This is a genomic window from Microcystis sp. LE19-131.1A, assembly GCF_027532015.1.
Classification (GTDB): Bacteria; Cyanobacteriota; Cyanobacteriia; order Cyanobacteriales; family Microcystaceae; genus Microcystis; species Microcystis ichthyoblabe_A.
The window spans coordinates 1-14,377 of the sequence record NZ_JAPZSS010000221.1 but is presented as its reverse complement, the minus strand read 5'-3'; the positions used below and the strand labels follow the sequence as shown (position 1 = coordinate 14,377).

10 protein-coding genes, 1 other RNA gene and 1 pseudogene are annotated in these 14,377 nt (G+C 43.9%); 8 read left to right on the top strand and 4 right to left on the bottom strand.

The window, feature by feature from the left end:
• Window position 1: 1 nt before the first annotated feature.
• The 3 genes from O9323_RS16210 to O9323_RS16200 all read right to left on the bottom strand — a co-directional run bounded on the left by O9323_RS16210 (window position 2) and on the right by O9323_RS16200 (window position 2,220).
• Entirely contained in the window at window positions 2-844 is an 843-nt protein-coding gene (locus O9323_RS16210) for a formyltransferase family protein (RefSeq protein WP_272015397.1), read from the bottom strand.
• Between the two features lie 11 nt (window positions 845-855).
• The gene (locus O9323_RS16205; RefSeq protein WP_002738376.1) at window positions 856-1,422 is read right to left on the bottom strand and encodes a sugar transferase; all 567 of its coding nucleotides are present in this window, start codon (window positions 1,420-1,422) and stop codon (window positions 856-858) included.
• Window positions 1,423-1,512: 90 nt separating this feature from the next.
• Complete coding sequence (locus tag O9323_RS16200) at window positions 1,513-2,220, bottom strand: PIG-L deacetylase family protein (protein WP_288125429.1); 708 nt, start codon at window positions 2,218-2,220, stop codon at window positions 1,513-1,515.
• A gap of 378 nt (window positions 2,221-2,598) precedes the next feature.
• Between O9323_RS16200 and O9323_RS22750 the strand changes: the two are divergent.
• Together O9323_RS22750 and leuC are read left to right on the top strand one after the other, a co-directional pair.
• A pseudogene (locus O9323_RS22750) lies at window positions 2,599-2,733 on the top strand (MraY family glycosyltransferase); the annotation flags it as partial.
• Window positions 2,734-3,007: 274 nt separating this feature from the next.
• Window positions 3,008-4,408, top strand: a complete 1,401-nt coding sequence (leuC, locus tag O9323_RS16195; RefSeq protein WP_149107452.1) for a 3-isopropylmalate dehydratase large subunit — start codon at window positions 3,008-3,010, stop codon at window positions 4,406-4,408.
• Window positions 4,409-5,112: 704 nt separating this feature from the next.
• Here leuC and O9323_RS16190 read toward each other — a convergent pair.
• Complete coding sequence (locus tag O9323_RS16190; protein ID WP_288125428.1) at window positions 5,113-7,551, bottom strand: phospholipid carrier-dependent glycosyltransferase; 2,439 nt, start codon at window positions 7,549-7,551, stop codon at window positions 5,113-5,115.
• Window positions 7,552-7,688: 137 nt separating this feature from the next.
• Between O9323_RS16190 and zds the strand changes: the two genes are divergently transcribed.
• The 6 genes from zds (at window position 7,689) to O9323_RS16160 (ending at window position 14,201) form a co-directional block, all read left to right on the top strand.
• Entirely contained in the window at window positions 7,689-9,149 is a 1,461-nt protein-coding gene (gene zds / locus O9323_RS16185) for a 9,9'-di-cis-zeta-carotene desaturase (RefSeq protein WP_288125427.1), read from the top strand.
• Window positions 9,150-9,378: 229 nt separating this feature from the next.
• Entirely contained in the window at window positions 9,379-10,074 is a 696-nt protein-coding gene (locus O9323_RS16180; protein ID WP_002739386.1) for an aldehyde oxygenase (deformylating), read from the top strand.
• Window positions 10,075-10,221: 147 nt separating this feature from the next.
• The gene (locus tag O9323_RS16175; RefSeq protein ID WP_149107451.1) at window positions 10,222-11,241 is read left to right on the top strand and encodes a long-chain acyl-[acyl-carrier-protein] reductase; all 1,020 of its coding nucleotides are present in this window, start codon (window positions 10,222-10,224) and stop codon (window positions 11,239-11,241) included.
• A 359-nt stretch (window positions 11,242-11,600) separates the two neighbouring features.
• On the top strand, window positions 11,601-12,737 hold the full coding sequence (locus O9323_RS16170) for a DUF58 domain-containing protein (RefSeq protein ID WP_002755386.1): 1,137 nt from the start codon (window positions 11,601-11,603) through the stop codon (window positions 12,735-12,737).
• Between the two features lie 86 nt (window positions 12,738-12,823).
• An RNA gene (gene ffs / locus O9323_RS16165) (signal recognition particle sRNA small type) lies at window positions 12,824-12,920 on the top strand.
• Between the two features lie 9 nt (window positions 12,921-12,929).
• A complete protein-coding gene (locus O9323_RS16160; protein WP_288125426.1) occupies window positions 12,930-14,201 on the top strand; it encodes an MFS transporter in 1,272 nt (423 codons plus the stop codon).
• Window positions 14,202-14,377: the final 176 nt, after the last annotated feature.

Below are 14,377 nucleotides of genomic sequence, written 5' to 3'. Positions count from 1 at the left end.
TTTATGTCGAACTCAGGCTCTCATAGTCTATAGCATCAAAAACACCATCGCTTAGATACAAGCGCCGGCTGTTAGGGGGTTGCGGTTGTGCGGATTTCCCGATCGCACCACGCCAGATTCTGATCATTTGGTCTTGTTCTTTCCAGAATGCCCCTGGATAGGGATGGGTGGTGGCACGCACCAGACGGTCCACCTCGGTGACGGTCATCGTCGGGTAAATTTGCCCATCTTCGGGAGTCCTTCCAGGCCATTCAGTCGCTTGAGAGTCATCTTGTGGTCTTGGTTGTAAGCGATCGCTAATTAGTTCTGGCCAGATGCGACCGATCAACTGCTGGTGAGCGATCGCCACCCGTTGATAAAGAGTCGTTGCTGTTTCATCAGCAGCGATCGCTAATTTTTCCTGGGCTAAAATCGGGCCTGTATCCACCCCTTCATCTAATTGAAATAAACTCACTCCTGTTTCAGGTAATCCTTTGATAATCGCCCAAGGAATAGAAGCGCGACCGCGGCCTACGGGCAGCAGTGTCGGGTGCATTCCTAGTACACCCCTTTTTACTGCCTGAAGAACTGGTGGTTTAGCGATTTGAGACCAACCAATGATGAACAGCCAATCGATTTCTCTCTCTTGCAGGGATTGAATAACTTCTGGAGCGTTGACACTACGAATTTTTACAACTTCTATACCTCGCTGCTGACAGAAAGAATCCACATAAATCCGCCCTGATTTATCTTGAGCGAGGTTATCTTTGAGAGTAATCACTAAGTCTAGTTTGCCACCTTGTTCGTAGATGGTTTCCATACAAGCAAGACCCAATTGTACACAGGTAACAAAAGCAAATTTCATAAAAACTGACCTTAATAAACTGGAGGTTTTTTAGTTAGATAACCAAAGGTTCTAAAAATGATAGTTACATCTCCCCAAAAGGAGATCTTACTGGCATACTTACCATCCCATTCTCCCTTTTCTAAATCAGGCATATTATCGTAGGAATTGACTTGTGCTAATCCCGTTAACCCCGGTTTACAACCAGTGGAGCCGTTTCGCTCTCGTAAGCTGCACAGGTCTGTTTGAGAAGGTAGGGCAGGGCGGGGGCCAACTATACTCATATCCCCTCGTAAAATATTAATTAACTGGGGCAGTTCATCTATATTAGTCCGACGAATAAATTGGCCAATACGAGTAATCGTTAAAGAATTAGCCTGCGCCGAAGGAACTTGGGCTGCATTAACCCCCATACTCCGAAACTTCAGCAGTTCAAACAATTTTCCCTCTTGGCCGACGCGCTGTTGTCGAAACAGCGGCGAAGCACCATCCTCTAGATAAATGGCTAGGGCGGTTAATAACATGAGCGGAGATAGAATTAATAATGCGATCGCCGCTAAGACAATATCTAAAAGACGTTTTCCGTAAGAACTATACATAGATCAACACCAACTTTCACAATTTAAGCTAGAGAAAGAACAGCGAAAACCCAGACACGATCAAGTTTTCCCTTTGTTACTTTTAACTTTTTACTTGGTATAACCTCTAATCCCCCCAATTGTCAAAGCCTGAAAAGCAGTTTGAAAGGCTTCGGCATACTTCATTCCCGCTTGTCCACCTCGGTAGGCAGCTAAACCCGTCAGGATTTCAGGGCTACGAGGGTGAGGAAAATCTCTCATCACTCCTCGATAAGAACGCAGGGCTTCGATTTTTTGTTCCAAGCAAGTTTCGCCGATTTCAAAGAAAGTATCGGGAGAAAAGCTATTGCCTTGCACGGGAAAAGACCAATCCGTCGCCGATAAAATCTCCATAAAGTATAGTCCCCGTAAGGGGGGTAAGTCCGAGCGACGCTGAAATAATCTGGCAGCTGCCTGACAAGCGATCGAGGTATGATAGTGGTCATTGTTCAGATCGTGAGGATGATGAGTAAAGATAATATCTGCCTGAGTTTGCTGGATGGCCTGCTCGATAAACTGCACTAGCTCTAGATGGGGAATCGTATTAAATTGTATATTCGGAAAATTACCCAAAATTGCGCTTTTAAAACCAATTATCGTTTTAGATGCCTTAATATCTTCCAATAAATCGGGCAAATCGGGACGCTGACGGCGGGCATCCACCTGACCAGATAAGATACAAGGGTACACGGCAACGCCTTGAGCGGCAAGAGCGGCGGCAGTGCCACCACAGCCCAAGACTTCATCGTCGGGATGAGCTACAATAATTAAAACTGTCATGCTTCTCTGGGGAAACTTATAGGTCAAGACAAGAAACTCCCTCTTATCTTACTATTGATGGTAAAATTTGCGGGAAATCTAAATGACAAGAAAGCCGACTAAGTATTTTATTGCTCCATTGTTAGGGCTAATCGCTCCTATAAAGTAAAGGGCGCTTGCCAATCAAGGTTTTTTTGAATTTGCCTAGTATTAAGACGGAAATTGATGAAACCCGCTTTTGAACTCCACGATTTCTTGCTGTTGCCTAAAAAAGAGTATGATTAATCATCATGGCTAGTTGTATTAATTGTCTGATAGCAAAAAACAATGAGAAATATCGGTAAGACTTCCATGACCTCTCTTGTTAGTTAATTTGGTAGAATCTTTGAGTATTACTATATTAGTGTTAACTACTTAGGAAACCTAGGAGCATGGCTGAGTTTACCTCTGATTCTAGGATTAATTGTTCTCGGAGAAATTTATCTGAACAGGAGAGTTAGCGAGCAGAATTTATCAGTGACAAGAAAAGAATAATTTTTTTTGCTATGGCTTCTGGAGCGAAATCAAGAGAATGTTAGACTAAATCCTCTTGAAAGATTATAGGAAACGGGGGGTAAGGAGCAGAAGTAATCACTCAAATAGTTATTAGCGAAAGTCTTTTATTTCACTCAAACACTGATGGTTTTAATCTGGCAAAAACAAAGCTATTTATCTCTTATCCCTCCTAACCAAGAGAAAAGAAAAAATTAATATTTATCGGCCAGGGTTAGCTGATATGATTAGGGAGATGACTATCATTCCCAAGTCAATGAGCGCAAGAACATTATTCGATAAAGTCTGGGACGCACACACGGTTAAGATTCTTCCCAGTGGACAGACACAATTATTTATCGGACTGCATCTAGTGCATGAAGTCACCAGTCCGCAAGCTTTTTCGATGCTAAGAGAAAGAGGTTTAAAAGTATTATTTCCCAGACGGACTATTGCTACCGTCGATCACATCGTCCCCACCGAAAATCAAGCACGTCCTTTCCTTGACGATTTGGCCGAGGAAATGATCCGGGCGATCGAAACTAATGTTCAAACCAATCATATTCCTTTCTACGGCATAGGTTCCGGCAATCAGGGCATAGTTCATGTGATCGCTCCCGAACAAGGCCTAACCCAACCGGGGATGACGATCGCCTGTGGTGACTCCCACACCTCCACCCACGGCGCTTTTGGTGCGATCGCTTTTGGCATCGGCACTTCCCAAGTACGCGATGTTCTTGCTACCCAAACCCTATCCCTATCGAAATTAAAAGTGCGTCGAGTGGAGGTAAACGGCGATTTAAACCCTGGAGTCTATGCTAAAGATGTAATTCTCCATATTATCCGTCAATTAGGCGTTAAAGGCGGTGTTGGTTATGCCTACGAGTACGCTGGTAGTACAATTGAACAGATGTCCATGGAAGAAAGGATGACGATTTGTAACATGGCGATCGAAGGTGGGGCCCGATGTGGTTATATCAACCCCGATCAGATCACCTACGATTACCTCAAAGGTCTTGATTTTGCGCCTAAAGACTGGGAAAGTGCGGTTAATTGGTGGGAAAGCATTAAAAGCGATGCCGATGCGGTTTATGACGATGTGGTGGTCTTCGATGCCGGTGAAATCGAACCCACCGTTACTTGGGGGATCACTCCGGGCCAAGGAATCGGGGTTAACGAAGTCATTCCCACTCCCGAAAGTTTACCGGCAAGTGAAAGAGCGATCGCAGAGGAAGCCTATCAATACATGAAACTCACCCCCGGCACCCCGATTAAAGGCACAAAAATCGATGTCTGCTTCGTCGGTAGCTGTACTAACGGCCGGATCAGTGATCTGCGCGAAGCGGCCAAATTTGCCCAAGGTCATCGTGTGGCCCCCCATGTGAAAGCTTTTATCGTCCCCGGTTCCGAAAGAGTCAAAAAACAGGCGGAAGCGGAAGGATTAGACCAAATTTTCCTAGCATCAGGCTTTGAATGGCGCGAGGCTGGCTGTTCCATGTGTTTAGCCATGAATCCCGATAAATTGCAGGGAGATCAGATCAGCGCTTCCTCCTCCAATCGTAATTTTAAAGGTCGTCAAGGTTCCGCTTCCGGTCGTACTTTGTTGATGAGTCCGGCGATGGTGGTAGCGGCAGCAATTAAAGGGGAAGTCACCGATCCCAGGGAGTTGTTAAATTAAGTAGGGTTTGCTGAAAAAGTTTGTTACTGGGGTCAGGAGGCAGGAGATAGGGTGATAGGGTTTTGGGGTGATAGGGTGATGAGACAGCTTCCCCACTTCTCACTCCCTTCTCCCCTTCTCTACAATAATTACTCGCAACCAGAAATACCTTGGGTTCCTATCATACTTTGTGCTTTTTGTCAAAAAAACTTTTTTTTTGCAATAAAACTACATAAAAAAAAGATCATCGTTGTGGGTGAAATTGACTGATTTACCCGTCTTAATTAGGATCACCTTCTAGGTGTGGCAAGGGTTTCAACCATTGCTGCCCAAAAAAGCACAGAATAGCCCATTATGAAATTCTATCAAATCGCTGTTACCATCATAACGTCGTTGTTAAATAAAAATCTTTCTCAATTAATTCTTAAGAATTTATAAATATTGCGGAATGTTAATTTAAATATTCTTAAGTTTTTGCAATAAACCAATAATTTTTACTTATTTTTGTCCAACATTGGGTTAGAAGTCAGGAGTCAGTTATCAGTTATCAGTTATCAGTTATCAGTTAAGTAGTCGTGCAAAATAAATTTCCTAGTGAAGAAAGGCACTTATGCAAGAGGCAAGAGGCAAGGGGGGGGTTAGATTTGTGTAATTAATTTTGCTTAGGTACTTATCAGTTCACTGAGAAAACTCCCCACACCCCACACCCCACTTCCCACTCTATTTTAATTTGACTGCCATAATTGCCAAGCTTTAACGAGATTTCCCCCCATCAAGGCAGCCACTGCATTTAAAGTCTTAATTTCCTCACTATCGGGATTTAATTGTCTAGCTTTATCTAAGACTTTTTGGGCTGCTTGCGGTTGCCAATCGTACAGATAAATAAACCCTTGATAAGCATAATGATAGGGATTATGGGGGTCAATTTTAATCATTTCCTCCGTGGCTTTTATTGCCCCTGCCACATCCTGTTGTAGTACCTTAGAAATTGCTAATCCGTAGGCTAAAGATAATTTATCGGGGGGGTTTTGTTGCTGTAAACGATAGGAAAAAGCCTTGTCTGCTTGCAGCACATAATTCTGAATCGAATCGTATTGATTGATACGATTAGTTAACTCAAAAATTGGTTCAATACCCGTTAATCCTTGACCAATATTAGCAGACTTTAAGCGCAATTGGGTCACTAAATCTAATTGGGGCGTTGCTAACTTGGCAACTTGAGGATCGATGGTAATTTCAGCATTAGTTTTAATCGGATAGGTTTCGCCAGTTTCCCGATTGAGATAGACAGCAGATAAGCGATAAACTCCGGGGGTTGCTGCCGACTGCATGGCAGTTTTTTCAGTGACTTCAAAACCCTTTTGTTGCTCTTCTGGAGTTAATTTTTTTGCCATTAATCCCCCCATAGCAATACCATGATCGTGCATCCAATAATCCTTACCGTCCACTTCTTGCCAGTTTAAAATCACTATCCCTGACTTTAATTGTTGCCAGTCTCCTGCCCATTTGTAAACCACGGGAATTGGTTGATTAGGAGAGGCTTTTTTGGCAATGGCAATCTCTCTTAATTCTACCCGTTTTGGCGCATTTTCAAGGGGTTTAACCGTGACGGAGGGGTCTATTTTACGGTGTAGGGACAGGGTACTATCATCCGGTAGCTGCCAAGTTTTTTCCACTTGGAAATCTGATCTGGTGGCGACTCGATTAACAATTTTTTTCTGGACATCGGGGACGGAACCCTGTTCACCAGTTTTAGTTAAAAACCAATCTAAAGAATTGACATCCTTTTCTATATCTTCTTCCCGAACTCCCACCTGTCTGCCGGCAACCTGGGAATTATGTTTACCACCGTAGAAAGAGAAGGTATGTTGATTTAATTCGGGGGTGGAAGGTAAAACCCCTAGGGTGCTGCGAAGATAGGGAGAATCGGCTAGAATCTCTTTAACTACTTCTTCGTGCTGCCAACCAGTTTTTAAATAGGGATGGTGTTGTAATTTGGGACTGAAAACGTTAGTAATTATATCTCCCCCCAAGGGAAATAAATTTAAGCTGGTGAGGATAGCGGCAATAGTTATCGTTCCCCAACGGATACCGGGGGCAAAACGACCACGCCAAGATAATAAACCAACGGATAAAATTAAGGATAAAGTCGGTAAAAGCGGCAAAATATAACGAGCATCTTTATTGATATTTAGGGATGATAATAGGTATCCCCCCAGCAGAAAAACTCCTAACCAAATCCACACAGGACGATTAACCTTATCTTCCGTTGTTCTATGACGTAAGGAGATTAATAATCCCACCAGGGGAACTAATAACAATACCCAAGAAAGAAAATAGGGTAAAACTTGGGCGTAAAATGTCCAGGCATCAGGACTGGTAAGAGGCGGATCTCCCTCCAAAATCGCCGAATCTACCGTGGCACGTTTGCTCGCAGTTAACATTAATAACCAATTCGTCCGATACCAGGGAAACATTAGCAATGCTGCCGTCAAAAAACTCAGCATTAATTGCGCTAGATTACCCCAACGTTTTCGCCAAAGATTTTCGCCCAATACCCACAAAATCGGCAAAAAGAGGAAAAATAGGGCGGTTTGTTTGACTAACATCCCTAAACCGAAAGAAATCCCGAAAGCGATCGCTTTTAGCCAGCCTTGACCACTAAATCGCCACCATGTCAAGCAGAAGTAAGAAAACGTTACAATTGCCGCTAAGGGAAAATCTAAGAGATATTCGAGGCGATAATAGTATAAACCGGGTAGAAATTGACAGATTAAGACCGCCCATAAAGCCACAGTCCCATTAAAGAGGATAATTCCCAATCCATACACAGAAAAGAGCAGTAGGGCGCTATAGATGGCCATTACCCACATACCCGCGTCAAGACTAATACCAAAGAGATTAAAGAAGGGAATCGTTAAAAGATAGGTTAAAGGGGGAATTTTCGGCGACATTAGCCATAAACTGCGCCACCAATCCCCATCAAACCAGCGCGGATTTTGGAAAGCTTGGGTATAGATAATCCCACCGTTGAGATAATCGGCCTGATCCCAAGCAGGAATAGTATGATCGAGACTAAACCAGAATCTATCGACTAATATCCCCAATATCCAAATAATACTGACAATAATTAATCCCTGTCTCCCCTCTAGCGATCGCTTCAAAATGACTTCTCCCTAGTGCAACTCTCAATTATTCTGCCACGCTCTCAAGCGCCCCTGAAAAAATCAACCGCAAGAAACACCAGACCGATCGGGGTAAAATAAAGATTTAGTGAAAAATTGTAACAGGAACTTGACAAATGCGAGTGGTGATCGTTGGTGCAGGGTTAGCGGGAATGGCAACAGCTATCGATCTGGTCGATGCGGGCTGTACAGTAGAAATCTTAGAATCTCGTCCCTTTGTCGGTGGAAAAGTCGGTAGTTGGGTAGATGCGGACGGTAATCACATCGAGATGGGCTTGCACGTCTTTTTTGGCTGTTACTATAATCTTTTTGAGTTAATGAAAAAAGTGGGCGCTTTTCAATCCCTACTGCTCAAAGAACACACCCACACTTTTATCAACGAAGGGGGAAAAATCGGCGAATTAGACTTCCGTTTCGCTGCAGGTGCGCCTTTTAACGGTTTAAAAGCCTTTTTTACCTCCTCCCAACTCTCGGCAGCCGATAAAATCTTTAATTCTCTGGCCTTAGGTACCAGTCCCATTGTCCGCGGTCTGATAGACTTTCAAGGAGCGATGAAAACGATTCGGGATCTGGACTCGATTAGCTTTGCCGATTGGTTTCGTAGCCATGGCGGTAATGAAGGCAGTTTAAAAAAAATGTGGAATCCGATCGCCTATGCCTTAGGATTTATCGATACGGAAAATATCTCGGCCCGTTGTATGCTGACGATTTTCCAATTTTTTGCCGCTAAAACCGAAGCTTCCGTCCTGCGGATGTTAGAAGGTTCCCCCCACGAATACCTGCATAAACCGATTATTAACTATCTGGAGGCCCGGGGTGCCAAAATCTCTACCCGTCGTCAAGTGCGGGAAATTCTCTATTCTGGAGAGGGCGAAAATCTGCAAGTTAATGGCATGATCGTCGCTAACGGAGAAACCACAGAAACTATCACCGCAGATGCCTACGTTTGCGCTGGTGATGTCCCCGGTATTCAGCGTCTCATTCCCCAAGATTGGCGAAAAATGCCGATTTTTGACAATATTTTCCAACTAGAAGCCGTCCCCGTCGCTACGGTACAATTGCGTTTTGACGGTTGGGTGACGGAGTTAAATGATGCCGAAAAACGCCGACAACTGCAAAAAGCGGTGGGAATTGACAATCTTTTGTACACCCACCAAGCGGATTTCTCCTGTTTTGCAGATCTTGCTCTCACCAGTCCTAGGGATTATTATCGCCCCGGAGAAGGTTCTTTATTACAGTTGGTTTTAACCCCCGGTGACCCTTTTATTAAAGCTAAAAATGAAGATATTGCCCAGCACGTTTTAGCGCAAGTCCATCAGTTATTTCCCTCCTCGCGGGAGTTAAAGATGACTTGGTTTAGTGTGGTGAAATTGGCCCAGAGTCTCTATCGGGAAGCACCGGGGATGGATGTCTATCGTCCCTCGCAAGCGACTCCTATCCCTAACTTTTTCCTTGCTGGTAGTTATACTCAACAGGATTACATTGATAGCATGGAAGGGGCCACTTTATCGGGTAAACAGGCAGCCAAAGCGATCCTACAACAGGCCGAGCGCAGGAAATCTTTAGCCACGGTTTGAGCAAACAGCCGGCAATCTCCTCCCTTGAGAAGGGATTGCCTCTAGATTTGTTTTCAGTGGCAAAAGATAACCCCTATAGTTAACTTGGCAAGTCAGCCCCTCAGGCCAAGCTATACAAAAAAGACCGATCGAGCTAGACTCGTAAAAAGATCACTCCATCTAGAAGGCTTACCCTAGACTGGAAAGAACATCGGAAAAATCTCGTCAGAAATAGGAGTCAATCGAGTTTATGCCAGAGCTTGCTGTACCATTAGAGCTTGATTTCACCAGCGAAACCTATAAATCAGCCTATAGTCGCATTAATGCCATCGTTATTGAAGGCGAATACGAGGCCAATAGCAATTATATTCAATTAGCAGACATCCTCACCGATAACAAAGAAGAGTTACACCGTCTGGCAAAAATGGAAAACCGTCACATGAAAGGTTTTCAAGCTTGCGGCCAAAATTTGCAAATCACTCCTGATATGGATTATGCCAGAGAATTCTTTTCCTCTCTGCACGATAACTTCCAAATTGCCTACGCAGAAGGTAAAGTTGTCACCTGTTTATTAATCCAATCTTTGATTATCGAAGCTTTTGCGATCGCTGCCTATAATATTTATATTCCTGTTGCTGATCCTTTTGCCCGTAAAATTACTGAAAGCGTAGTTAAAGACGAATATTTACACCTCAATTTTGGCGAAGAATGGCTAAAAGCGAACTTTGAAACCGCTAAAGAGGAATTAGAAGCTGCAAATCGCGCTAATCTACCCATTGTCTGGAGAATGCTCAATCAAGTCGAGGATGATGCTCGCGTCCTCGCTATGGAAAAAGAGGCCCTCGTGGAAGACTTTATGATTAGCTACGGGGAAGCGTTAAGCAATATTGGTTTCAGCACCCGTGATATCATGCGGATGTCTGCCTACGGATTAACTGCCGTCTAAAGCTTGAGCATCGAGATTTCTTTTTTTCCCCTGCTGCCGCTCAACACAGAGCGGCTCTTTTGTGTATTATATTTAAGAGTCTTAACGATTTCTTAGCAATATCCTAATTTTTATCTAGTGCCATCTAGTCTAACGAAAGAACAATCAATGTTTGGTCTTATAGGTCATCTTACCAGTTTAGAACACGCCCAATCGGTCGCCGACGATCTAGGTTATCCTGAATATGCTAACCAGGGATTAGATTTTTGGTGCGCTGCCCCCCCGCAAATTGTCGATGATTTTCATGTCACCAGCATCACGGGGCAAACCATCAGAGGAAAATACATCGAATCCTGTTTTTTACCGGAGATGTTGTCGAATCGTTGGGTAAAGTCTGCTATTCGTAAGGTGCTAAATGCCATGGCACTCGCTCAAAAAAGTGATATCAATATCACCGCACTCGGCGGTTTTTCTTCAATTATTTTCGAGGAGTTTAATCTCAAAGATAATCGACAGGTGCGCAATATCGAGCTAGATTTTGGCCGTTTTACCACCGGTAACACCCACACCGCTTACGTCATCTGCACTCAGGTGCAAACCCTCGCTGACAAAATGGGCATCGATTTAGCTCAATCTACCGTCGTGGTTTGTGGGGCCACCGGAGATATCGGCAGCGCCGTTTGTCGTTGGTTAAATGAAAAAACCGATACAAAAGAACTAATATGTGTGGCACGCAATCAAGAGCGTTTACAATCTCTGCAAGAGGAGTTAGGACGCGGTAAAACTCTTCCCCTAGAGGAGGCTTTACCCCTGGCTGATATCATTGTTTGGGTGGCTAGTATGCCTAAAGGGGTGGAAATTGATCCAGATAAACTCAAGCGCCCCTGTCTTATTATTGATGGTGGTTATCCGAAAAATTTAGGCACGGTGTTAAATGCCCCCGATGTTTCTGTGATTAAGGGCGGCATTGTCGAGCATTCCCTCGATATTGACTGGAAAATTATGAAAATCGTTAATATGGATATTCCCTCTCGTCAAATGTTTGCCTGTTTTGCTGAGGCGATTTTATTGGAGTTGGAGGGTTGGCAAACTAATTTTTCTTGGGGACGCAATCAAATTACCGTCCCTAAAATGGAACAAATCGGTGCAGCTTCCCGCAAACACGGTTTTCAACCTTTGTTATTTTAACTAATATCTCCAACCCCCCACCGACCACGGAATTAGAAGTTTCAGGCGAAAAATAATTAGAGTGGGCGCTTGACTTTAGCGGCGGCTTGGGTTATGCTTGTTTCATAATGGGATGTTTGTGTTTATATTTGAATGCTTAGATTCCGATTATGAATAAACTCTTTTAAAAATATTATCCCAAAATCTGCCGACAAAAGCAAGCAAAATTTTGCCATCAATTGTTAAGTTTTGTTAAGAAAAATAACAATAGTGACAAGGGATAGGACTCCCTTCGCTGATCAGAGGGCTTTTGGGGTAATTCTAGAAGTGTGGGTCTGATTTTTAGCCTTCCAGCAAAGACGACAAAACCACTAAACCCTATGAAAACTTGGTTAGAAGATCGCGGTATTTTACCCGCTTACGGTGGTGGGGTAATCATTGGCATTACCCTCTGTTTTTTCGGAGCGGCGACTAATACCATGGCGGGATGGTTGTATGCTATCTGTGGCACGACAATCGCCATTTTAATTTTATCGATAATTTTACCCCGTCGTTCCCTTCTTCCCCTGAAAGTGCGTCGTCTTGCCATTGTACCCGTAAGTGCGGGAGACGATCTTAGTATTAGCCTAGAGATAGAAAATACTAGCAATCAGCCGATAAATCTGTTAGAAGTGACAGATATCCTGCCTATAGTTCTCGATCAGCCAAAAATAACCCCAATAGAAACGATTGCCCCCAAAAGTTGCCATCGTTGGACCTATTATTTACCCACCAGTAAACGGGGTATTTATCACTGGCAAGAAGTACAATTAAGAACAGCAGCCCCTCTCGGTTTATTTTGGTGTCGTCGTTGTCATCAAGCAGCGGCTAAAGCTTTAGTTTATCCCCAAATTTTACCCTTACAACAATGTCCCCTAATCGATTCCCTCGGTCAAGAGATGGCACAAAAATTAGAAAATAATCGCTATTATCAAAGGGCGAGTCAAGGACTGACCCGTAACCTGAGACAATATCGCCAGGGTGATTCTACCCGTTTAATTCACTGGAAAACTAGCGCCCGTTTGGGAGAATTGCAAATTCGGGAATTAGAAGTGTTAACGGGAGGACAGGAAGTGATTATCTGTCTCGATACCCTCTGTGATTGGCAAGAAGACAGTTTTGAACGGGCGATTATTGCCGCTGCTTCCCTCTATTTTTATGCCCATCGTCGGCAATTAAATGTGAAACTCTGGACCGGTGAAACGGGTTTAATTCAGGGGGAGAGGATCATTTTAGAAACTTTAGCCAGTATAGAGGCAAAAGCTAGTCAAAAAAACGCTAATCTGCCTAATTTACCGCTAATTTGGTTGACAAGTAACTTCAATTCCATCGAACAACTCACCCCCGGCAGCCGTTGGTTATTTTTCCTCGCTGCCGATTCTAGGGAGAGTCCTTCACCCTTAATCCGACAGTTTAGCGGATTGGCGATCGAACCAGAAATTTCTCTACAACAACAATTGCAAAAACCCCCTCGTTGAGAAAATTTCTGTTCACAGTCTAGATTGAGAGGAAATTCTCTGGAAAAAAATGCCAGTATCCCGGAAAAAGATGTTATGATAGAAAAGACTCGGACTCATGCGATCGCAACGCCTTAACCTTGTCAGGACCGGAAGGTAGCAGCAATACGGGATGCTTGTGACTGGCGTGATCTCCGGGTCTTTTTGTTGCCTGTGACGGTCACTGTCGTGAACGCTTTCAAAACTTTTCGATCGCTTACTGCCGAAACTCGTCGTCAACTACTCTTTCTCTTCGTCACGGCGCTGTTTTTCTGGATAAGTATCACCACTCTTGTCCCCACTCTCCCCATCTATATTGATTCCCTAGGCGGTAGCAAACAAGATATCGGTTTTGTCATGGGGGCCTTTGCCATCGGTTTAATTTTATCGCGCAGTTGGTTAGGCAATCTAGTCGATCGCCGCAGTCGCAAATTAGTGGTTTTATTTGGAACTATTGTCGCCGCTACCGCACCCCTCGGTTATCTATTTTTTCGCGATCTTTCCTCTTTATTCGCCGTCCGCGCCTACCATGGTCTCAGTATCGCCGCTTTTACTACTGGTTACAGCACCCTAGTGGTGGATTTTTCCCCCGTTCGTCAACGGGGAGAGATAATTGGTTATATGAGCTTAACTGCACCCATAGGCATGGGAATCGGTCCAGCTTTAGGCAGTTATCTCTACGAATCGATCGGTTATGACGGTTTGTTTCTAGTTTCCGCCACTTCAGGAGCGATCGCTTTTCTCTTGGGTTTCTCTATTCAAGAACCGGACTTCAAGAAAAAATTAGCCCAAATGAAGGCAGAAAATCGAACAATTGAGCGCAGTTTCTGGGCATTATGTCAAGAGCGAGCTTTTTTAGTCCCCACCCTAGTTTTTCTGCTGGTTGGTACTTTATTCGGCGGTTTAGTCGCTTTTTTACCCCTGTTTCTCCTCGAAAACCAGATAGCTTTCAGTCCTGGTCTATTCTACAGTTGTGCGGCAGTATCGGGGGTAATCGGGCGGATTTTGTCGGGAGGAGCCAGCGATCGCTATGGACGGGGTTTATTCATCACTATTAGCGTTTTTTGCTATGGTTTATCCATGTTGGTTCTATCTTCTGCTCGATCTCCTTCCGCTTTAATTTTAGCCGCTATTCTCGAAGGTACGGGAGGGGGGATTTTATTCCCTATGTTACTGGCTTTAATCTCCGATCGCTCTGGGCCCCAAGAACGCGGCCGAGCCTATTCTATCTGTATCGGCGGTTTTGATGTGGGAACGGCCTTAGCAGGTCCAATTCTGGGGGTTTTAGCAATTTCCTACGAAACTATGTTTAGTTTATCGTCAGGATTAGCTGTTATCGCTCTCTTTCTCTTTTTTACTCTCTCTAACCCCACTATATGCCATTCTTTTCTCTTCGCTTTCGGCTTAGAAAAAGATCGTTATGCTCTGCGCGGACAATTACAATAAAGCTTACTGAAAAAGTTTTTCCTAGAGCAGGGTTATTTAATAGGTTTGAGGTGAAAAATTATCGGGAATATCTAATTCAAATACTTGGTCATGAATCCGAGCCACATAAAGCCCTTCTTGCAGAATTTTTTCGCGTAATTCTGGGGATAAATCAACCGCCGCTAATATGCCATAGA